We start from the raw sequence: 22350 nt of genomic DNA, 5'->3' as shown, positions 1-22350 counted from the left end.
ATAATAGTTAAAGAAGAGGGGAAGAAGAAAAGCTATTACGAGGTTAGTGACGAGTTACCGCAACCGAAACTGTACCCAAAGATATAAGATACAAAAAATGCTTATGGAGAAATCCGTAAGCCTTTTTTCGTTCCAGTCCTTTCCATATCTGGTCCGCAATTACTCCCGGTAAGCTCCGGTCCATCAGGTCAGCCGAAACACTTCACGTAGTCACTACAGAGTCACACTTCCTGTCTCAGAGTGATATCCACCATCAGAACCTTCTCTCGTCTGTACAGTACGAATCAGAGCAGATACATACCACTCAACACCAGAATCGAACCCCAGAAAAACTTCGCGCTGGAACCAACAAAAATATAACCAACATCCTGTCCATTAGCTGAAGTTATTAATTTAGATATGGGATGGAAAGCTAGTTCAGCGACGGAAGGGACACCCATGATCCAAAAGCTCTCAGAACTAGCAAATCAGGAAAAACAGCATTCAATGATGACCGATTACCCTCAGTGGTAATCGGTCTGTTATCTAGTAAGTGATTTCGGCCAGCAATCAGTGGCACTCAACCACAGCACCAGAAACAGCAGCTAATCATTGGACTGGTATTCATACTCGAATCGGAAAAACCAACGGCACACTGGATTACAGCGCGGATCTGGTATGAGTTAGGGTGTCAAGTTGGGTTGATGGAATCAGATGGAACTCCCGTCGACGACGACGGCAAACTGGACTGAAAACCTAAATAGGAAATTTACATTAGGGTTCGTGTCCAGCTCGGTATCTAGCCAAAATCACAGCTAAAGACCGGATAGAGACCGGACCGACGACGCCGTCGCCAAAGTTGCTGGAACTACATCATGCAGGAAGTCAGGCGGGATAAGTCTTAGAGTAAGATTACAGGGCCAGTCTGGTGTGACCGACCCAGCGATCTAGGATTTTAGTTAGTAGTAGATGACTCTCTAACAGTTCTTTGGCTAGAGAGTTGAGAAGATTGAGAGGTTACTTTTGATCTGAAAATTTGTTGTTGCCATTGAGGCCAAGCTGCCATTTTCTGCTCAGCCTTCTCCAAGTGTTCGACTAGAGCTCTGTTATCAACTTTTTTCATCATAAGTTCCTGTTAGTTAACATTTTTTATCATTAAAGATTTTGAAATGCTCACTTGTTAATGCTGAGGAAAATTCCTCGCTTGTAATATATTGGATTGGGTTAGGTTTTAGCCTAAGTTTAGCTGATTCTCTACTCCAGTCTACAGTCTCGCCTGAAGATTTTTTGCGCTTTATCTCTCGACCATTACCTAAAGTCATAGAAAAGAAGTTCAAGAAACTTCTTGGTCCAACTCCAACAAATGGCTCAAAGGACACTTTATCTTCACAATAACCTTCTGAAATTGCATCAGAGTGAAACTCAAACGCCTTACTTTTTGCATATGGCTCAACATATACAACTCTCAATACTCCCGCAGCAATTATGTGTTTCGCACAGTTATGACATGGGAAAGTTGTACAATACAGCGTTGTCTCTAAAGTACTATTATTGGTTCTACCACAAGATAAAATAGCCTCCATTTCAGCATGCACGACTCTTCCATACTCTGTGATATCTTTTAGTTTTGTATTTTTTAGTTTTTTGTTTAATTCAGCAGAGCTCTCAAGTTCCAGTTTATCAATGATATCGTCAATGACCTCTTGAATTGCTTTTTTGTTAGCATCATAACCACGCATGTAATCCCTACCGTCATGACTATCTGCTATCCGTGTATTTGAGCTATCTAAGGAAGGCCAGTACAAACCACCTTTAGATCTAGGGACATCATTCGCCCCTGTTGATATGATATTGTTATTTTTGGTTAATACTGCGCCAACTTGTCTTGATAAGTCAGCAGATCGACTAGATGCAGAGAAAGCCATATACATGGCATATTCATCAAACGTGGGAGTAAGAAATGGGTATCCGAATATCAGCTTAAATACGCGCTCCACATCAACCCTATTTTTATTAAGATTTTGATCTTCATCGATAAAAAAATCAGCTAAGTGGAAAGTATCTCTTGTATGCTGCCCATGACCGTTATTTGGTCCTTCATCCTCATCTCTGGAGATAAGTTTCTTTACGACATCGCTATCTTCAGTACTTCTACGTTTATTATCAAGTGATTGAAATCGACTTTCGTAGCTAGCATGAATCCCTATGACAAATAAACTGTTGCCATAAGTCTCTCTCAAAGCAGCAACTTCATCAGGATGTTTCAGTGATCGAATTATCCATGCTTTCTTTTTTAATGGTTGAGGCTCAAGCCCATCTAAAATTTCAGCTCGTCGTTGAGATATTTCGGTAATAGCAGCATATGCTAAAGCTGCATTATCTTCAGTCACATTACGATATTGATTTCCAAGATTCATAAAGTAATTGATAGTTTCAAGCTTTGATAAACCTTCAGGCACAGGTTGAAGTGCCTGCAAAAAACCCGATGAAACTCGAATGACTTCGGGTTTAAAGTCGTACAACTCTAGTTCATCTGACATTAAGTTAATGAATCGACTCAGGTCTGTTCCAACGGCTGAAACTAAAGCTATAACTATTTCTGAAAAGCTTTCTTCCTCTGCCTCTAATCCATCATTAGCATGTATTTTGTTTTTATCACTCATAAACGACATTCAATCAAATAAGCAAATGCATCAATGTACATAATGATAAAAAATACAAGCAGTGCAAATATTAACCTTTAAAATGTTATGTATATCTTATTTAGCTTGAAGTTTGGACTTAAGTAGCCCCCTAATAGGCTACTTAAGATAATTACTTATTCACACCTCCAACCAACTCAGCCACATTAGCACTTACCTCCCTCAGTCTACTCGAAGCTAAATGAGCATACCTAGTGCTGGTCTGTGGACTCTGATGCCCCAATAAATGCTGAACATCATAGAGCGTGGCATTACCTGAATTGATCAGTATCGATGCGAAGCTGTGCCTCAAGTCATGAATTCGGAAGTTGTCTGTAATCCCGGCAGCTTTCTTGATTCGAGCAAATGCCTTCTTCGGATGAGCGATAGGTCTACCGGGTGCATCTCCGGCAAAGATATAGGGGTTCTTCGGTTGTTGAAATCGTCGTTGATCATGGATGACCTCCTTAGCTAGGTGGTTGAGTAGGACCGTTCTAGACAATCCCGACTTAGTGTGTGGTAGAAATAGGCTCCAATTGCCGTCGTCGTCGACAGTAAGGCACTCCCATTTTGAGCCAGTTATTTCACCTATGCGCATCCCTGTTAGTAGCGCAAATTTCAATGCGTTGGCTTGAGTTCGATTCGGTTCTTCGTTACATGCCTTGATGAAGCTGGAAACCTCTGCACGTGAGAGAAATCTTTGCCTTACGTTGTTTTCCTTGAGCTTCCGTATGTACTGACCGGGATTAGAATCGACATAGCCCCATTCCATTGCCAGTCTGAACATACGAAGGATCAAAGAGCGTAGACGGTTGACCGTTGCAGGTTTCCTACCTTCTAGTAACCCGTCCAACAATTTCTGAATATCTTGCTGACCAATATCAGTAAGAGGTTTCTTACCCCATTTCGGATAGAAATGGAGCTTGAGACTACCTGCATCACTTTTGGCGGTGAGCTTATTCATCATGGCGTAGGGTAAGTAGTGCAGCTCCGCAAATTCTTGAAAAGTGAGCACGTTACGCTTCTCATCACGAATCGCCTTGGGATCATTGCCTAGAGCAATTTCCCGTTTATGGTCATTGGCAATCTGACGAGCAGTGTTGATGTCTAGCGCTGGATGTTCGCCTAGTTGTATAGATTTTTTGACCCGATTGTAGGTGTACCTAAAGAGGAAACGCTTCCTCCCCTGACGGTTGACGATTAATTTTAAACCGCTACACAACTCGTCCGTGTATTCCGTTTCCTTACTTTTGCTCGTCGTCGGCGTCGGTGGTAGTGAGTCGAGTTGGCGCTTATTGAATTTGAATTTTCGGGATTGCATCGCTGCCTCCTTAGTCATTCTCGATGGAGAAATATTGGCGTAATTCGGTGAGCAGTGTCTTAGGTATCAGTAGGTAGATACCCTTACCAGAGTCCTCGACAATGCTCAGGGTGAGTGTTGCTCCGTAGTCCAGATCGTCTTCGAATTCGGTGTAGGTAAGTGCTCGTTTTAGCATTTCGATATCGTCGACGACGACGGTAGAGAGCTCGGATTTTGATGTGAGAAACCAGAGTTCACATTGCAGCACATCCCATGCCTGTTGGGTTTCTGCTGTATCGTGAAATGGTTCGGTGAGTATGGATTTGATTTGTTCTTGTAAGGTGGTGGTGATTGGTAGGGTTGTGATTTGTTGAAGATTAGTTAGCTTAATCATATTGAACTCCATGATTATCAGTATCATAGTGTTAATATGTGTTTGAACTATTTGATGGTTCGGCGAACATTGCTATGCAAGGAAGATTAATGGATAACATTATTCTAGTGAGAAGTCCTGAATGCTTAACAGAAGACGATTGGATTGGTTATGGTTGGCAGCGAGTTAATTTCTCTGCTTTTAAATCAGCTACAGAAGTAATTGATGAGCTACTTAGAGAGTACGGTTCAATTGGTCGAAAACGGAACCAAATAACTCGTTTCTTTAATATAAAGAAAGGCGACATAATAGTCGTGCCAGTCTCTAAGCATATCGTTATCGGTCATGCATCCGATGTAAAAAAGTATGAGAAAGGGATTAGTTACGGAGAAAACAGGGTAAAGGTTTCTTTTCTAAGAGACTCCACTGGAAAGATCATAAAAATCCCACGCAACCAATTATCTCAAGGTCTTTCCAGCCGCTTAAAAATTAGAATGGCAGTCGGTCCCCTCACGGAATTTGGGGATGAAATTCTGTCATTACTTCAGCAGATAGAAAAAGATGGTGGTGTTTCATTTAACTCTCGATTTCTTGAATCAGAAGAGCTGGCAACTCATACATTTAAAGAACAGCTATTAAATAATATCCAACAGGGCAGAACTAACTTAGAAAGCGGTGGGTATGGATTAGAAAAGTTGGTTTTAGAATTGCTCAAGATCGAAGGTTATCAAGGTAAGATTTTAGCTAAGAATCAATCGAGTGATATATCTGACGCCGATATTGAAGCATCTCGCTCTGATACTTTTACATCGACTAGGCTAACTATACAAGTTAAGCACCACGATGGTCATACAAGTATTCATGGCGTAGAGCAACTTAGTGGGCTAGACGATGATGAATCTCAAAAGTGGTTAATTACAACGGGTGTGCTTTCGGAGCAAGCAATAAGTGAAGCACAAGATCGTGGTATTTATGTGATGGACGGCAGGGGATTTATTGACTGGCTGTACGAACACATACCTAGTTTATCTCCTGTAACTAAAAGTAAGCTGTATATTTCAGATGTTCCATCGATAACTGCGCTCTAACTAAAATCCTAGATCGCTGGGTCGGTCACACCAGACTGGCCCTGTAATCTTACTCTAAGACTTATCCCGCCTGACTTCCTGCATGATGTAGTTCCAGCAACTTTGGCGACGGCGTCGTCGGTCCGGTCTCTATCCGGTCTTTAGCTGTGATTTTGGCTAGATACCGAGCTGGACACGAACCCTAATGTAAATTTCCTATTTAGGTTTTCAGTCCAGTTTGCCGTCGTCGGTAGCTACGACGGTAGTTCCATCTGATTGCACCAACCCAACTCTTAGCCCTAACTCATACCAGATCCGCGCTGTAATCCAGTGTGCCGTTGGTTTTTCCGATTCGAGTATGAATACCAGTCCAATGATTAGCTGCTGTTTCTGGTGCTGTGGTTGAGTGCCACTGATTGCTGGCCGAAATCACTTACTAGATAACAGACCGATTACCACTGAGGGTAATCGGTCATCATTGAATGCTGTTTTTCCTGATTTGCTAGTTCTGAGAGCTTTTGGATCATGGGTGTCCCTTCCGTCGCTGAACTAGCTTTCCATCCCATATCTAAATTAATAACCTCAGCTAATGGACAGGATGTTGGTTATATTTTTGTTGGTTCCAGCGCGAAGTTTTTCTGGGGTTCCGGTCTGATGTTGAGTGGTATGTATCTGCTCTGATTCGCGTTGTACAGACGAGAGAGGTTCTGATGGTGGATATCACTCTGACAGAGGAAGTGTGACTCTGTGGTGACTACGTGGCGTGTTTCGGCTGACCTAATGGACCAGAGCGTACAGGAAGTAATTGCGGACCGGATATGGAAAGGACTAGAACGAAAAAAGGCCCGTAGATTTCTTTACGAGCCTTCTGAATATGGTGGCCCCTCGCAGACTTGAACTGCGGACCAATCGATTATGAGTCGTGATAATATTTGTTTTATCAAATTCCATGTTATCTCAAATTGTGTTTAAATTATTGATAAATAGTGAGTTGTTTGACTTGCCTTATCTTGTGATATCTCACAAACTGTCATTAAGAGACCTCCTAACTACACCCACAACTACACCCAATTTAACTTTGGGTGTAGTTGCGCAACAAAGGAACTGTTATGGCAATTACGCAAAAAGAAATTGTGGGTTTAAAGCCTAAAAGTAATGCGTATTACGTTTGGGATGATGACCGAACTAAAGGCGCTGGACGTCTTGGAGTGAAGGTGTTTGCTAGTGGAAATAAAGGGTTTGTCTTTCGCTACTACCGCGAGGGTAAACGTCTCTTTATTCAGTTAGGGCGATTTCCGGCGCTCAGTCTTGTTGATGCGCGGAAAGAGGCGCATAAACTGGGCTTAATGTTAAAGCAGGGATTCGATCCTAAATTTGAATTAGCCAACGCAGAGAAAAAGCGTGAAGTAGCTCGAAGAGAGGAGGAGAGCAAGGGAAGCTTAGAGTTGCTGTTTCAAAGTTATGTAAACCAAATGAAAAAAGAGGGGAAGCGGACTTATCAAAACGTTTATCGGTCACTGGAGAAAGAGGTTTATCCATTTATCTCCAAAGAAACAAAGGCTTGTGATGTGACGACGTCTAATATCGTTACGATATTAGCTCACATGATACAACGTGGTGCCGCTACACAAAGCAATCGAGTCAGAAGCTACCTTCATGCCGCATTTAATTATGGCCTTTCACATGACAATGATCCTGCGAATTACTTGAGAGACGCTAAGTTTGGTCTCCTCCTTAACCCAGTATCTTCTATACCAAAACAAAAAGATGCAGAGCGAGTAGGGGAGCGCTATCTAACGTTCACGGAATTACATCAGTTTATGCATGATATTGAATTTGATATAGAAGGAGTTCGAGCCTCAGAAATGATGCGATGCCTTATTCTTCTTTGTATTCATACTGGTGGACAAAGACCTTATGAGATTGCAGCATCAAAATGGACGGCAATCAATTGGGATGAACGAACGTTACTTATCACTCCTGACCTTTCGAAAAACAAGCGTAGCCATTTGGTCCCTTTGACTGAATCAGCGATGTCTATCTTAGAAAGGCTCAGAGAAAGCAACTCAGCTAGTCCATTTATCTTCCCTCATCATAAAGATGACAATGACCACGTTCGCTTAGATTCATTGAGTCAAACCATTGCTCGTTATCGAGATGATCACCCACACTTTGAGCATTTCATCCCCAGGGATTTGCGCCGTACGTGTAAAACCTTGATGGGAGAGCTGGGTGTAAGTAAAGCATTGAGAGATAGGCTACAGAACCATGCACTGAATGATGTGAGCTCAAAACATTACGATAGATACGAGTATCTAAGTGAGAAAAGGCATGCCCTTGAGCTATGGGAGACGAAGCTATTGAGAGTGGAAGACACGGGATCAAATGTAGTTAGTCTTTGGTGAAGGTGGATTGACGTTCGCAGTGCGAACGCTGCATTACTTTTTATTTATTGTTGATGCATCGAAAGTAGTAAGTGACACATTGCGATCTCATTCTTATTTGATTTGCCCGTGATATTTTCTAACTCGAAATTGCCCCATTTGTTTGCTAGCGATTATTGCTTAGGTGGTGGTCTTAGGCTAGTGAAGACGGCATAGAGTCAGAGTTACTGTGTAAGTAAAAAAAATGCCCACAAAAATATGGGCGTCTTTATTTAAATCATAACCGAAAGTTTAACACTGGTTCCACTAGGTTTTCTGTTTACTGGCTTTTCTTCATAGTCGGAAGATACTCGCCAAACAGGCAATTTTTCATTAAATTCAATAGCAATAAGAACGCTAATGGCTGTTAGAATTTTAGGTCCTAACGGGGCTATAAGAGGTGTCGCAAACGAAGAGGTCGCACTTACTAGGTCTCTCATATCAATGTATGTGTTATAAGGTTGATCTAATCTGTAATGGACAATTCTCGAACTAGGGATCTCATTTAAGAATGCCTGATTATTTTTAACAACTAAATCGTCAAATTTTTTGTCAACACCAATTGGGACTAAAGCAAAATTGAACTCTGGCTCAAGATAAGTTGCTAATCCAAGAGCTTTGCCGTCTTCATAACCTAAACCTAAGATTAACGCTGTTGGTTTATTTAGATCCCCTATAGTGCCAGATAGTTCAGGTATAATATCTCCCACTTTTTTTATTGGAGATAGCCCATCAGGTGCAGAAACGAACTTCGATATTTCATAAGATATAGTTAAGATAGAGCTTTTAGGCAGGCTTTTCACCAAAATATATAATAGTGCAGCAAGTCTTGATCTGGAAAAAACTGTGATATCTATTAATACATTGATAGGTTTATTTTTTTCACCAATCTTTTCTTTAAGCCATTCATTCAAATATGATTTAACATCCTTATCATTTCCTTCAAAGACATTGCTATGCCCTGACACATACTTATCTTTATTAGCTTTATAATGAAGAATCTCAGTATGTGTCAGGTAACCCAAAGCTAAGACTTCACCAAGTAAGTCTTTTTCTTGGTTATATTTACTTGACGCTCGTTCTTCGTAACCTAATCCTAATATTGATAAGTCATACGGTCCATTAAAGCTATCACTTAGTATTTTCATTCAAGCTCCAAAGAGTATTGTTGATAGTTAGTAAAACCTAGTAAGTCAACGATTTTCAATCTAGTCGATTTAAGCTTAGTTTGTTCTATTAGATCTACGATATCTATCTCACTTTGCTTAGTCATTAACAGGTCATAATGATGTGAGAAGATATAAGATAATCTGCAGCGTTTACTAGAGTTTAAATCATTTAACGAACCTATCTCAGTATCGATTGGTACAAGTGCGCCAGCATTAAGTGCATATCCTATTATTTCATTGAGTTCATCACTTATTTTGTTTTTGATTGCTATTGAACCTTTAGGTTGGGTTTTAAACTGTGGTCCATGAATTTCGTCTCTAAAAAATAGTGCGATCTCTGATATTAAATCATATATATTGTTAAATTTATCGTCTCCGGAATCTACTGCAATTGTGCCTAGTAACGAACGGTAGTCATGAAAGTATTCTTGTAAGCTTATTAATTGCTGATTTAAACTTATTTTCCCATCTTTAGCATGATTAATAAATTTATTCATTAAACCGATAAGCATTCTAGGATTATACTCGACCGATTTACATATGTTTTCAAACCCACCATAGTAGTCGGCAGGTCTTCTTCGTGCATGTTTTTTACCATCTTTACTACGTTTAAAGTTCCGTAGATGCACAATAAATTTTATTTTTCTAAGTTGGCTATTCTGATTAGTATAGATATCAGACTTGAAACCTCTTTCAATAAGATAGTTATTGAAGGAAGGGTCCTTCGCTGACAAATCGTTAAAATCTTTGTCGATATTTATATCTTTAGGTTCTTCAAAGTAATGCTCAATATTGTTATAGAGCCCTTTTCTTTGAAATAGAGCGGTACATAGTGAATTAGCGAAGTTATTACCCCCATTGTCACTTAGACCTGTTAGGTCAATCAATTCTATATCTTGAGCTTTCATGGCACTATCGGTGTCATCAGTTATAGAGACACCTTTGTGATAAGGTGATAGAGCAAGTTTGAATATAATATCCCTATGCCCACCACGCATTTCGTTTACCAGTGGTTTGATTATCTGGTTTGGTGCAAGTTCCAACTCGTCAAATAAAAACGCCCATTTTCCACTTTTTTCTTCAAAGTATGTGTTAACGATAGCAACAACACTTTCTAGATTACTTATTAAATCAAAGTGACCTACTTCTTGGACATCAACATCATCGTTGGATATAAGGTTGTTTACGGTATTGGATATAAGTTGTTTTTTTAAGATGACTTCTGTTAAAAGACTTTTTAAAGAATTTATTCTTGGTTCAACATTTAGGATGTTTTTTAGGCTGTGAACTAGCTCTACTTCAGATTCTTTAGTAAATTCCACGTTCTTAAAATTGTTAGTTTTCTTTATTGTTCTGCTGCATCTGTAATTAACTACAGAGAGGAGGTTTTCAAAAACGTGATAAGAAAATAATTGTTCCAAAAGAATAATTGCGGTGTCATATCGTAATTTTTCTTTCTTTGATATTTCATCACCTTTTAATTTATTTTCAATTTTTTGATATTGTGTTTTCCAATAACGGTCTGTGGGTATAAATACACCTGAATAATTGATGGTCTTTCTATATTCACTTGCTTTTTCTGATTTCCATAGCTCAAGAGATTCAATGTCCAACATTCTCATGAGCGTTGTTTTACCACTGCCTCTAGGTCCGATCATAATACAGTGGTTTGGACAGGCTAATTTGTCATAAAATTCATTTGTGATAAAAGTTTCGCAGAGATCCTCGGTGGTTGATGTTTTTGCGTTGAAAGAATCGCTGACACTTGGGATTCTATTTAGCATCGGCTGGCCCTACCTGTAAAATGAACTGGTTTGCTTCATCAATGTCAGAAACTAGTGAATTTTTTTCTAACCTACTCTTAAATTTTTTGAACTCTGCAGGCAAAAAATATCGGAGTTCGTCGTTTATATCTTTTATGTCAGTTTCTTCTAAAAATGCTTCATTTTTTAAAAGAGCTTTTATTCTATTAATCAATGTTCGTGAATTGATATTTGAACCAAGTCCACTTTTAGCTGGCATATTGGTGGAAGCTGAAGGCTTCCAGCCGCTGCCAACAGAGAACTGATGCGTTTCAAATGTACCAATAACTCGTTCGTTTTCAGAAGTTTTTGTTATGTCAATATCGATTGAATAAAATTGATTATCTATGAGGTCTGCGTATTTTGCAGATGCACTGCCTGCCGAAAAGACTATTGGTGGATCTTCACCTTCACTTGAAGCTTTTGAAATACAGGAATAATGCTTGTGACCATGTAAAATTAGCCATGGACCTTGATCTACTTTCTGCAATGAGTTGAGTAGCTTTTGTCCGCCGCTCATTTGTTGACCGTCATAATCATCATGTGCATGTTCCATTCTTTGTGGATGATGGTGGCAGATAAGAATGTTTATTGCTTTGGGGCTTGATTGGTTGGCAAGTCTTTTCTCTATTTGGTCGACTGTTTCGAGAGCCACTCTGCCATGATGTGATTCATTACTAAAGCCATGATAAGCGCTTGTATTTAGTAAAACTAAGTTTGACTGGGGGTCACTATCGTCTAAAACCCAGTTCCATGCCCAAAAGTGTGTATTCTTTTCATGACAATTAAACGGGAAAGGTGGTTCACAAAACTGCAATTGATGTTTTGGAGAAAAACCATCTGGGTCACTAAGGTCTGGTCTTGACTGATGGTCATGATTACCTGGTACACATACTAATTTTGCATTGGGTAACGTGCGACTCAAATTGTTAAGAAACGTCCACCCAGCCAAGAAAGATGCTTTAGATCCTTTGTTAGCAATATCCCCGCAGCAGACTATTAAGTCATACTTGATGTTAAGTGTGCTGATGTAACTTATAAGTGCGTTACCCCATTCACCATTTCCATTCTGATCAAGGTGAAGCCTTGAGTTGCTTAGATTTTGGCTGTCATTTTCTAAAACGGCATGTAAATCTGATAGAAGTAAAATTTTCATATAATCTGTCAAATAATAAATTTTTAATCGTTCGCTACATTATTGGTGTCTACAGCCTACAAATTCGATTTTGATATTACTAAATCAACCCGACTCACAACCTTCACATCACCCTCATCAATAGTAATCATCGTTCCATTAAAACTGATAGCTAGTTTTTTTACCCAGAATACGTTGGATTTCGTTTAGGGAGAGGGGCGTCCATATCTACTAGGTAGGTTCCGGCTACGGCTTGCTGTGAACTCTTATACATGATAAAGGTAGAGTCACCGTCATAGATTGCGATAGCACTCTCAATAGCTGTTTCTTATAAAAGTGCTTTATCGAATGTGAGAGTTCGTAATTTCGTTAGTTCGCCATTGAGAATTTTAAATACGTCAATATCATAAGATATTTCTCTTCTAGACTTTCGAACTGCTCTTCAGTCATTTGCCTATTCGGAAGTGGCTCACCTTCTACAAGCGTTTCACATAGTCTTTCGGTCACATTTTTACCACCTTCATAATCAAAAGGCAGTAATTGCTACTGTTTTTCTAGCATATACGATCAGTAATTCTCGCATTCAGACGTTTAGACCGGCAGCTCTATGAGCCAATATTAAACATTCAATAGCTTACTAGGATAGCACCATGCTTTCATATCAAATAGTAATAAATATGCCTTTTATGACCTATGAACAGTATTTGCAGCTTTTGGGCATGCCGAAACGCACCATCATGGGGGGGCAGAAGGCAAACTTCCGCTTAAAATCAAAAATAGAGCTAAAGAAACACCCATGATCAATATGTGATAAAGCCTGATACTCATAGCCAAGCCAAAAATGGCTGGTCGTTGATGATTAAGTCGTAAGTAGTCGAATGAGAATTCGAAGGTATAGCCTTATCCGCTTTTAAAAACTGTTCTACTGAATTGTAGTTGGTGACTGGTTTCGGCCTACCGATTAGAGGTTTTGCTATATCTCTGGTAATCCGTCAAATGACAGTTTAGTTAAACCCGTAAAACAGTTTTGTCCACAAATTGGTTTCACTCTTTATTGCGAGGACTTTTGACGCCAATTTTTATCTTTTGTTCGCACTGCGAACATCTTCTTTTGGTTACAACTTCTTTATCAAGATCAATTAAAGCAATCGACCTCCTAAAACCGCTCCCTCCTTTTTTTTCCAAGATACTAACTCCTGTCACTTGATGAGATAAGGAGAAAGTTGATGACACATAACCGAATCATGTCCTTGAAAGAGGTATCAGAAGCCTTAGGGCGAACTCCCAAAACTATTTGGCGATGGTGGGCAAAAGAGAAAACATTTCCGAAACCCATTCTGATCAATGGACGCTGCCTTGGGTGGCGAGAGTCTGAGCTAGATAACTGGATGGAGAGTCAAGGGGGGAAAAGTGACAGCAGCAAGTGATAAAAGTCAGCCGAGCGAGTCTCAACTCGATTTTCCAGACAAGAAAAAAGAAGGGTTTAAGAAGCTTATTCTCAATACAGATGACAACCTGAGGGTACTGTTAGATCACAAAGGATACGTCCCTTACTTAAATGCGATGAACACTGAGATAGAAGTGCTCCATAACGGTAAGGTTATGCAATATGAGGTGTTAATGAGTAAGCTGATAAGCGACTGTGCAAGATTCGATGTACCAAAAGCAGCAATTGGTGATCATCTACATGTTTTGGCAAAGGAGCGTTCATATCACCCTATTGTTTTGCATCTGGCTGACTCTGAATGGGATGGCGTCGAACGAGTGAAGAAAGTTATTGGGTGCATCCGTTCTAAGAAACCTGAAGTTACGGAGCTAATTATGCGGAGGTGGCTTGTAGGTTGTATTGCGGCGCTATACGAGCCTCGGTTTAGCAGTAAGTTAGTTCCAGTGCTTCAGAGTAAGCAGTCTTTTAGAAAAACCGCTTTCTTATCAAGAATAGGTGACATCGTACAAGGGGCATTTCTTGGAGGTCGGGCATTAGATCCCCGCTGCAAAGATAGCGTGTTACCTATTATTAAGTCATGGATTGTTGAACTCGGTGAACTGGAGTCCTCAACAAAGCACAGTCAAGGTCAGCTGAAAGCCTTTATATCCCAAGAGGCAGACACAATCAGGTTGCCCTATGCGCGTACCGACCTCAAAAAACCGAGGCAAACGCTTTTGATAGCGACGGTAAACGGCCAAGACTTCTTGAAGGACAGAACGGGTAATACTCGGTTTGGTGTGATTGAGCTCAATGAACCCATTGATATGACTACTGTGAATCGGATTCTCGGGTGGCAATACAACGGAACTGGCAGCCTTCGCCAAGAAGAGCCCGAGTCATTGCGGCAGTTTTGGTTGGAGGTCAAGCACATGTATGAAGCTGGTGAGCCTTGGGTACTGTCAATGGACGAGCAGGCTCTGGTTGAGACGGTATCTGATAAATATTTGGATAAAGGGCGTTGGTATAAAATGCTTCAGGAGCGAATATCAATGGAGGCTGATGATAATCGAAGCCAGACTGAATGGCTTGCACCAGGCCAAATTAGCCAGATCTTAGGCATACCATGTAACTATGTTGCTCATGTCGGCAGAGCTCTACAGCGATTAGCTGATGAGGGGAAAATTGAAACTCGTTACAAAGATGGCTACAGGCTGTATTTGTTTCCAAGCAGCTATCGTCCACATTTCTGAGATTGTATGTTCATAACTTTACTTCACTTACCTCACTTAAAGTGGAGTAAGTGAAGTAAATTGAGAAAAACCAATTTTATGTCGTTCGCACTGCGAACATCTGATCAATTCAATCAATCGACCTCTTAAAACCGTTACGCCTCTTTTTATCAAAGATACTGGTTCAGTCATCAAATGAGAAAAGGAGGATGCTCATGGCAAGAGATCGAATTATGTCCCTTAAAGAAGTTTCAGATTCACTAGGTCGCAGTCCGAGGACGATCTGGCGTTGGTGGGCCAAAGACAAATGTTTCCCCAAACCAATTCAAATCAACGGACGTTGTTTGGGATGGCGTGAGCGAGACTTTGTTGATTGGTTAGTAGAGCAAGAACAGACTTTTAAAGATTAAATTTATGTACGCGAGGCTATAGGCCTCGCTTTTTATTCGCACTGCGAACGTTAATTCCACTTGTAGGGATTGGCAGTTTGGTTCCGCATTAGTTAAATATTGGACCAATGTATAGGCTTACTGTTTACGAGGAACCTTAATCAAGAGCGACGAGAGATACGCTTGAAGAGTTTGCCAAACTTAGATGGTGGTAACGTCAGAGTTGTTAAGAATAAGAAAAGCATAGCGACAAATCTGTAGGTATCAGTGTAGTAGCTATTGTTTGTTTCAATGAAAAACAGCCAGTTATCAATAAACTCCTTATTAAACAATACATTATAATGCTGCCCACCAAAGTTACCTAAAATAAATAAGTATCCCAAGAAGGCAATAATATTATTTTTTTTAGAATAGAAACCTGAAAAATAATGGCAAATCAATACCCCGAGAACACTCAGTAAAATATATTCCAATAAAGGCATTATTCCTTTTCCTTAAAGTACGGCTCTAATGCTCCCTGTGCAGTAAAGTAGTTGGCTGAAAACTCTATACCTAAAGCCCCTTTACTCATGGCTTTAAATCCTTTTTCATAGTCTCGTTTTGCATAGTTAAATAGCATTAGCTGTTTAGAGTCTGGTGCGTTTGTCCAAGTTTGTACTACTTTTTTCTTATTTGCCAGACCATAAGCACTAGTAGCTAAGTCAACAGTAGCAAATGCTGTATCTGCATCTTGCTCTGATAGCCCCATATGCTTTGCTGCGATTCGATAGCCTTTTTTCATAAAACCAGTATTATTGCCGTACTTTCCTGTATATCGACCGTTCCAGTTTTGGTCGATGTTACCAGCAATATTATATGAGTTTTCGAACACGTTATTAGCTCCATGAGCCATCATTGGAGCTCCAACACCTCCACACCAAGAAGCGCCAACAATCGAGAAAACAGAGCTCGTAACGCATAGTCCATACCCAGCTGAGAGCTGGCCTGCACCAGCAACTATTCCAATACTATACTTGCCTAGCTCAAATGCCTGATCGATCAAGCTTTGTCGTTCTTGCTTTACCAGACGAACAATTTTGCTCCCTACTAGAATCCCATCTCTGTAATCATTCAATAGGCATTGACCAAGAAAACGATATTCTTCCCGAAATTGATGTTGGATGGTTGGGTCTTGCAAGTGACTCATGCTGTACATGTTAGCTTGACGAAGCAAGCCTCTAACTGCAACTCTTACTTCGTCTTCTTCTATGTGCGTAGGAATATTGCTCATTGGGTTGCTTTTTCCTTAAGTTCGGAAAGTGGCTGTATCCAAGATGCAAAAGCAGCAGTGTTTGCTCCAACATGACGCCAGTTAATATCCCTGTATGAAATAGCGATAGTTTCTGTCATCTCGCTTTCGTTGAAGTCGACAACATGTGGCATATGAGATGAAACTGACCTAATTAGGGCACCACTCAACGTTATCTCATAAAAAAGCTCATCCCCACCTTTATGATTTGGCCTATAAAAAGTCAGGCGGCATTTTAACTCTTCCCCATCGGAGCACGCTTGAGCCAATACTGGTGAAGATTTATCAATTTTCTTAACAATTTGAATTGGAGCATGGATCGAGCGGCTATCGTGTGCAATCGAATGAGAGAAAGATAGGACGGTAATCTCATCCTCATGACCTAGCTGATAGCTGTTTCCCATAGAATAGAAAGTATTGCAGCCTGTTGATAGACAACCACTCATGATGCTCTCTATGGATAGGTAAGCTTTTGTACTCATTGGTTTTTCCTGAATCTTAAACGTGCAAAAAATGCTAGCAAACTAAACTAAGTGGGTCACCTTGCATATCGATGTTCTTATTAGTTGAAATGTCCGTGAAGACGCTCTAAAAGCAGGTATTATCAAATTCGTGAAGGTCAGCAGCATTCTTTAGTTAGGCCTTAGTATTAACCTAATTACTGCTTAGAAGAGCATCTTCATTACTTTTTATTCATTGCTCTTGGCTTTGTTCACATTAAGATTTTCTGATTCGCTTATAGTAATACTGTAAGTGAATGTTCGCAGTGCGAACAAAACAACGTAAAGGGGGATGTATGGTGCAGATGGACGAATTTATTTGGAAGCGCTACATGGAAGACATAGAAGGTATGTTTAGAGATGCTGTCACGAGTTTGGACTTGCAGCATCGCGCAGTCATGGCTAAAGCAATTACGGCCATGTTAATCCAAGAGCCACCATTTAAGCTTACAGATGAAAATATAATCAATTACTTGAAATCCCCAGATGACATCAAACGTCAGATATTCGTTCAGTATGGTTACTTTGATCCACGCCTTGAATCGTCTTTGCAAGAAGCTGTCCTATGTATTGATGGTATCAAAGAACCACTGCTCAACAGCATAAAGAACGCACGTTGAAGCCCTCCTGTCACTAGCTGTGAAATAGGTAGTGACAGGAGGTATACCGCGAGCGCACCACCTTATTTTTTCTATATTCTCGTTATTTCTTTTAAGCGGGGTCACTTGGTGACAGCCAAGTGACGGCTTGGTAGCCTCATCACGTAAATAAAAAAGTAGCCGTCGCTATAAAGACTCTTCATAAATCATAAATGTTCAATAGGAGAAAGAAACGTAACCAGCATTGTGACGTCATAATGCTCTTCTCGTAGATGCTCACGCTTCTTCAAGTAGATCATGTACGATATTCGTAACTATCGATACACAAACCATCACTCTTGCCCTAATCGCCTCTGAGGCATTCATCTTACTAACCATAAGTTTGAATTGGGCTTATCACTAACCATCAGGTTCACGTGGTTTGATTACGTTTTCTCCATCATTTTTCAAGTAGATAGAGCCATATGAGCTATATGGCTCTTATTTGTTTAGGAGTAAGAGTCATGAGCAAACCAAACTTACGACACGGCCTAGTTTTGTTAATGAAGCGCAACATTGATGGGAGTTATGCATCTCAAGCTGCACGTAAAAACATCCTCATCCAAATCGAAAAACAATTAAAGAGAGGAGGGTACAGGCACTTAACTCCACATACACTTAAGTTAAAGCACGTAAAATTTTTGGTTGAGCATTGGCAAAGTCAAGGCTTAAGCGTTGGAACTATAAAAAACCGAATGGCACATATTCGTTGGGTATTCGAAAAGACTGGACGTGAGCATTTGTTACCCAAGTCCAATGAAGAGTTGGGGATAGGAAAGAGAGTTTTCAGTGACAATAGTACCAACAAGGCGAAAGAGCTTGATGAAGTAAAGTTTAACGCAATCTCAGACCCATATATAAAAATAGCGTTAGAGCTACAATCTGCATTCGGTCTGAGGCGGGAAGAAGCTTTGAAGTTTAACCCCAGTATAGCGATTAAAGCAGATAGAATTCATTTAATGGGTTCTTGGACTAAAGGTGGCAAGGCGCGAGAGGTACCAATCAGAAACGAATATCAAAAGCAGGTATTAGAACGAGCTATAGCTATTGCCCCAAGAGGCTCTCTGATTCCCGCAGGCAAAAAGTACATTCAACAGCTAAAGCACTACGAAAATACTTGTAGGAAGGTTGGGTTATGCAAGAACCATGGTCTACGCCATCAATATGCTCAACAGCGATACATAGAACTGACAGGAATGAATGCACCTAAAGCGGGTGGTTTAACTAGCAGAGAACTGAGTAGACAACAAAAAAGTGCAGATAAAGAAGCTCGCCTTATTATTAGTAGAGAGTTAGGGCATGAGCGAGAAGAGATTACAGTTATCTATCTTGGCCGGTAAGCACATTATCAAGTTTTGTATTTTTAGGTTAAAATATAACCACAAGAACACTAGGGCGGGTTTCAATATGTTAGTACAACTTTTGGATGTAACGGGTATGACTTTAGCTCAACTTTTATTTTTAGCTCTAGTTACCGTTGGTACAATCGGTTTGCCTTTGTTAGCTATTTGGTATGATCGTAAACACGGAATTGAGTAAAATAGGCAGATAATAAAAAAGCGCCCCCTTTCACATAAGGGGCGCTTTTTTATTATCTTATCGAATTTTCTGTTCTGCTCGTGATGGAAAAATGTTGGCAAGCTCAGCAAAGCGTCCAAAATTGTGAGCTAAGCAACTTCCTAACTACACCCACAACTACACCCAAAATCACTAGGTACAAAAAAAGCGTAGCAGGTACTAACCTGCTACGCCTTCTAGAATATGGTGGCCCCTCGCAGACTTGAACTGCGGACCAATCGATTATGAGTCGACTGCTCTAACCACTGAGCTAAGGGGCCTTAATAGGACAACGATTATAGGGGAAGCGTTGCAAGGTGTCTAGATACCAACTAGGGCAATTGCGCTTAGTTTTTATCCACTTAGAACAGTAGATAATAAAAAAGGCGACCTAAAGTCACCTTTTTTGATTTCTAAAAGCTTATATGCGCTGCGATTATTCGTCTAGGAAGCTGCGCAGAGTCTCTGAGCGGCTTGGGTGACGAAGTTTACGTAGTGCTTTTGCTTCGATCTGACGGATACGTTCACGAGTAACGTCGAACTGCTTACCAACTTCTTCTAGAGTATGGTCAGTGTTCATGTCGATACCAAAGCGCATACGAAGTACTTTCGCTTCACGTGGCGTTAGACCTGCAAGCACGTCTTTTGTTGCCACTTTAAGGCTAGTTGCAGTTGCAGAATCTAGCGGAAGTTCTAGCGTTGTATCTTCGATAAAATCACCTAGATGCGAATCTTCGTCGTCACCGATTGGTGTCTCCATTGAGATAGGCTCTTTAGCGATTTTTAGTACTTTACGAATCTTGTCTTCTGGCATTTGCATGCGCTCTGCCAGTTCTTCCGGTAGTGGCTCACGACCCATCTCTTGCAACATTTGACGAGAAATACGGTTTAGCTTGTTGATCGTTTCGATCATGTGTACCGGAATACGAATCGTACGTGCTTGGTCCGCGATTGAACGAGTGATTGCCTGACGGATCCACCACGTTGCGTAAGTCGAGAACTTGTAACCACGACGATATTCGAATTTATCTACCGCTTTCATCAGACCGATGTTACCTTCCTGGATGAGATCCAAGAACTGTAGACCACGGTTGGTGTATTTCTTCGCGATAGAAATTACAAGACGCAAGTTCGCTTCAACCATCTCTTTCTTCGCACGGCGAGCTTTTGCTTCACCGATAGACATACGACGGCTGATGTCTTTAATGTTCTGTACGTTTAGAGAAGTCTCTTCTTCAATCATTTTTAGCTTAGCGATTGAACGACGGATTTCTTCTTCGTTACGTTTGATCTTTTCAGCGTATGGCTTGTCTGAAGCAAGAACTTCATCCAACCAAGCTTCACTTGATTCATTACCAGTGAACAGCGCGATGAATGATTTCTTCGGCATTTTGCCGTATTCAACCACAGACTTCATGATCAGGCGCTCTTGAGTACGAACGCGATCCATAGCAGTACGCAGTTCATTCACTAGGTGATCAAACTGCTTAGGCGTTAGACGAAACTCGCGGAATACGTCTAGCATCATTTCATTAGCAACGGTTGCTTTCGGGCTGTTATAGCCGTATTCGTTGATTGCTAATTGAAGATTTTGATAGGTGCTGCGTAGTTGGTTGAATTTCTCTAGCGCTAATTCAGGATCGATACCTACATCTTCTTCAGAATCATCTGAATCGTCATCGCTATCTTCGTCGTCATCAACGTCTTCATCGTCTTCTTCTTCTAACTGAGATTCAGTCAGTTCAGAACCGATGTGTGTTGCCGTTGGTGCAGCGGTGTCGTCAGCATCTGGATCTACAAAACCTGAAATTAGGTCTGTAAGACGTAGTTCTTCAGCTTGAACTTTGTCAAATTGCTCAAGAATGTACGGAATTGTGCCTGGGTATTCAGCAACAGACGATTGAACTTGGTTAATACCTTCTTCAATACGTTTTGCGATGTCGATTTCGCCTTCGCGAGTTAGAAGTTCGACAGTACCCATCTCACGCATGTACATACGTACTGGGTCTGTTGTACGACCAATCTCACTCTCTACGCTAGAAAGTGCAGCGGCTGCAGCTTCGGCTGCATCTTCATCGGTAATATTTGTGTCATCGTTCAGTGCTAAATCATCAGCATCAGGAGCAGTTTCTACTACCTTAATGCCCATGTCGTTGATCATCTGAATGATGTCTTCTACCTGTTCTGAATCTACGATTTCAGCAGGTAGGTGGTCATTTACTTCGGCGTAGGTCAGATAGCCTTGTTCCTTGCCTTTAATAACAAGTGACTTTAGCTGTGACTGCGGATTGTGATCCATAGACGGTATCCAACTTCGTAATCTGGTGAAGGAATCAGTATGCGAAATGCAAACCACTTACTATAACAAATTAAATCGTTGCTGACTAATTAAACAGGGTTACGCTTTTAAATCTAGCATAAGTGCTAGCAGCTCCCTTTTCTCTTCGGCTGATAAACCGACACTTCTTGCTTTGGCCTGCAGGTTTTCAATTTGTTTTTCTACGCACTGGGCAATAATTTTATCCAGTGAGTCTAAAAAGATTTCTTCTTGGTTGTCCTCATCGAGTGGAATGTCCCAACTCGCGAGACGAGACAGAAGGGTCTCATTTTGGCTGTTTCGCCAATGCTCTAATAATTGGCCTGTGTTGATATGGGGATGCGCTTGGCATTTATCAAGTACATCAACAAATAAACTTAGACCAGGAATGGGCAAATCTCTAACGCTAGTTAGATCTGGCACCATACTTACGTATTGTGGGTTTTGAATCAGTAACGCGATCACTTCTCGCATCGGCGTTCGCTTGATTTCTTTATGAGGTTGAGGCCTTTTATCCTCTTTACCTTGTTTTGAAATTAGCTGCTGTAGTTGGCGTTCATCAACCAAACCCAAACGGCGGCCAAGCAATTCTCTCAAGTATAGTCTTAAAGTGCCGCCAGGGACTTTATCAATGAGAGGAACCGCAAGAGTACTCAGTTTTGCCATGCCTTCTTTCGTGCTCATGTCGACCTGCTGAGTCAATGAGCTGAACATGAATTCAGACAAGGGCATCGCATTAGACACTTGCTGCTCAAATGCTTGTTTTCCGTTTTGCCGGATATAAGAGTCGGGATCTTCTCCATCCGGCAAAAACATGAATTTTAACTGGCGACCATCAGTTAGGTAAGGCAATGCATTTTCCATGGCACGCCACGCTGCTTCACGGCCTGCGCGGTCACCGTCATAACAACACACGACGGTGCTTGTTTGCCTGAATAACACTTGCAAGTGATCGCCCGTTGTCGAGGTTCCCAATGAGGCAACGGAATAATCTACGCCATATTGAGCAAGCGCGACAACATCCATATAGCCTTCAACCACTAAAATTTGTGGTGGCTCACGGTACGCTTGTAG

General features: G+C 40.8%; 20 protein-coding genes and 1 tRNA gene. 9 read left to right on the top strand and 12 right to left on the bottom strand.

Translation table 11 applies throughout. The annotated features are described in order from the left end of the window. Window positions 1-1118: 1118 nt before the first annotated feature. The 3 genes from IQR33_RS07400 to IQR33_RS07390 all read right to left on the bottom strand — a co-directional run bounded on the left by IQR33_RS07400 (window position 1119) and on the right by IQR33_RS07390 (window position 4354). Complete coding sequence (locus IQR33_RS07400; protein ID WP_054579711.1) at window positions 1119-2642, bottom strand: anti-phage dCTP deaminase; 1524 nt, start codon at window positions 2640-2642, stop codon at window positions 1119-1121. Window positions 2643-2793: 151 nt separating this feature from the next. Beyond that, entirely contained in the window at window positions 2794-3981 is a 1188-nt protein-coding gene (locus tag IQR33_RS07395) for a site-specific integrase (protein WP_191116427.1), read from the bottom strand. Window positions 3982-3991: 10 nt separating this feature from the next. Continuing rightward, window positions 3992-4354: a hypothetical protein gene (locus tag IQR33_RS07390; protein WP_191116428.1), complete on the bottom strand. Its 363-nt coding sequence runs from the start codon at window positions 4352-4354 to the stop codon at window positions 3992-3994. Window positions 4355-4443: 89 nt separating this feature from the next. Between IQR33_RS07390 and IQR33_RS32465 the strand changes: the two genes are divergently transcribed. Together IQR33_RS32465 and IQR33_RS07380 are read left to right on the top strand one after the other, a co-directional pair. Further along, window positions 4444-5421 (top strand): restriction endonuclease, encoded by a 978-nt coding sequence (locus tag IQR33_RS32465; RefSeq protein WP_054579714.1) that lies wholly within the window; start codon window positions 4444-4446, stop codon window positions 5419-5421. Between the two features lie 1088 nt (window positions 5422-6509). Continuing rightward, entirely contained in the window at window positions 6510-7805 is a 1296-nt protein-coding gene (locus IQR33_RS07380; protein WP_193837538.1) for a tyrosine-type recombinase/integrase, read from the top strand. Window positions 7806-8056: 251 nt separating this feature from the next. On the opposite strand, the gene IQR33_RS07375 is transcribed toward IQR33_RS07380, so the two are convergent. From IQR33_RS07375 to IQR33_RS07365, 3 genes are read right to left on the bottom strand one after another with little or no spacing between them, the layout of a single operon-like run. Beyond that, window positions 8057-8971 carry a hypothetical protein gene (locus IQR33_RS07375; RefSeq protein ID WP_193837539.1) on the bottom strand — a complete coding sequence of 305 codons (915 nt, stop codon included), beginning with the start codon at window positions 8969-8971 and terminating at the stop codon, window positions 8057-8059. Continuing rightward, window positions 8968-10776 (bottom strand): hypothetical protein, encoded by a 1809-nt coding sequence (locus IQR33_RS07370; RefSeq protein ID WP_193837540.1) that lies wholly within the window; start codon window positions 10774-10776, stop codon window positions 8968-8970. Before IQR33_RS07370 ends, IQR33_RS07375 begins: the two co-directional genes overlap by 4 nt. Beyond that, entirely contained in the window at window positions 10766-11950 is a 1185-nt protein-coding gene (locus IQR33_RS07365; RefSeq protein WP_193837541.1) for a metallophosphoesterase family protein, read from the bottom strand. The genes IQR33_RS07370 and IQR33_RS07365 overlap by 11 nt, the downstream gene beginning before the upstream one ends. A 629-nt stretch (window positions 11951-12579) precedes the next feature. Between IQR33_RS07365 and IQR33_RS07355 the strand changes: the two genes are divergently transcribed. From IQR33_RS07355 to IQR33_RS07340, 4 genes are all read left to right on the top strand, one after another. Then, on the top strand, window positions 12580-12729 hold the full coding sequence (locus IQR33_RS07355) for a hypothetical protein (RefSeq protein WP_193843608.1): 150 nt from the start codon (window positions 12580-12582) through the stop codon (window positions 12727-12729). A gap of 426 nt (window positions 12730-13155) precedes the next feature. After that, window positions 13156-13356, top strand: a complete 201-nt coding sequence (locus IQR33_RS07350) for a helix-turn-helix transcriptional regulator (protein WP_020840053.1) — start codon at window positions 13156-13158, stop codon at window positions 13354-13356. Next, a complete protein-coding gene (locus IQR33_RS07345; RefSeq protein WP_193837542.1) occupies window positions 13340-14608 on the top strand; it encodes a VapE domain-containing protein in 1269 nt (422 codons plus the stop codon). Before IQR33_RS07350 ends, IQR33_RS07345 begins: the two co-directional genes overlap by 17 nt. Window positions 14609-14796: 188 nt before the next feature. Continuing rightward, window positions 14797-14997, top strand: coding sequence for a helix-turn-helix transcriptional regulator (locus IQR33_RS07340; protein ID WP_324186369.1), 201 nt, complete (start codon window positions 14797-14799; stop codon window positions 14995-14997). 140 nt (window positions 14998-15137) lie between these two features. Here the strand turns inward: IQR33_RS07340 and IQR33_RS07335 are convergent, their stop codons facing one another. The 3 genes from IQR33_RS07335 to IQR33_RS07325 are packed head-to-tail and all read right to left on the bottom strand — an operon-like array spanning window position 15138 to window position 16746. Beyond that, on the bottom strand, window positions 15138-15458 hold the full coding sequence (locus IQR33_RS07335; protein ID WP_023624875.1) for a hypothetical protein: 321 nt from the start codon (window positions 15456-15458) through the stop codon (window positions 15138-15140). After that, a complete protein-coding gene (locus tag IQR33_RS07330) occupies window positions 15458-16246 on the bottom strand; it encodes a DUF4225 domain-containing protein (RefSeq protein ID WP_025768386.1) in 789 nt (262 codons plus the stop codon). Before IQR33_RS07330 ends, IQR33_RS07335 begins: the two co-directional genes overlap by 1 nt. Further along, entirely contained in the window at window positions 16243-16746 is a 504-nt protein-coding gene (locus IQR33_RS07325; protein WP_023624872.1) for an Hcp family type VI secretion system effector, read from the bottom strand. Before IQR33_RS07325 ends, IQR33_RS07330 begins: the two co-directional genes overlap by 4 nt. Window positions 16747-17060: 314 nt before the next feature. Between IQR33_RS07325 and IQR33_RS07320 the strand changes: the two genes are divergently transcribed. The 3 genes from IQR33_RS07320 to IQR33_RS35130 all read left to right on the top strand — a co-directional run bounded on the left by IQR33_RS07320 (window position 17061) and on the right by IQR33_RS35130 (window position 18941). Continuing rightward, the gene (locus IQR33_RS07320) at window positions 17061-17384 is read left to right on the top strand and encodes a hypothetical protein (RefSeq protein WP_025768387.1); all 324 of its coding nucleotides are present in this window, start codon (window positions 17061-17063) and stop codon (window positions 17382-17384) included. A 482-nt stretch (window positions 17385-17866) separates the two neighbouring features. Continuing rightward, entirely contained in the window at window positions 17867-18742 is an 876-nt protein-coding gene (locus IQR33_RS07315; RefSeq protein ID WP_025768388.1) for a phage integrase N-terminal domain-containing protein, read from the top strand. Window positions 18743-18809: 67 nt separating this feature from the next. Next, window positions 18810-18941 (top strand): hypothetical protein, encoded by a 132-nt coding sequence (locus IQR33_RS35130; protein WP_017634400.1) that lies wholly within the window; start codon window positions 18810-18812, stop codon window positions 18939-18941. 223 nt (window positions 18942-19164) lie between these two features. Here IQR33_RS35130 and IQR33_RS07310 read toward each other — a convergent pair. The 3 genes from IQR33_RS07310 to IQR33_RS32460 all read right to left on the bottom strand — a co-directional run. Further along, a tRNA-Ile gene (locus tag IQR33_RS07310) sits at window positions 19165-19240 on the bottom strand. A 155-nt stretch (window positions 19241-19395) separates the two neighbouring features. Next, on the bottom strand, window positions 19396-21258 hold the full coding sequence (gene rpoD / locus IQR33_RS07305) for an RNA polymerase sigma factor RpoD (RefSeq protein WP_005395986.1): 1863 nt from the start codon (window positions 21256-21258) through the stop codon (window positions 19396-19398). Between the two features lie 99 nt (window positions 21259-21357). Continuing rightward, on the bottom strand, window positions 21358-22350 hold a 993-nt coding region (locus IQR33_RS32460), incomplete at its 5' end, for a DNA primase (protein ID WP_228013788.1).

Source organism: Vibrio sp. OPT46, assembly GCF_015163535.1.
GTDB lineage: Bacteria > Pseudomonadota > Gammaproteobacteria > Enterobacterales > Vibrionaceae > Vibrio > Vibrio alginolyticus.
The sequence above is the reverse complement of the archived record's forward strand: the minus strand, read 5'-3'. Positions and strand labels throughout refer to the sequence as shown.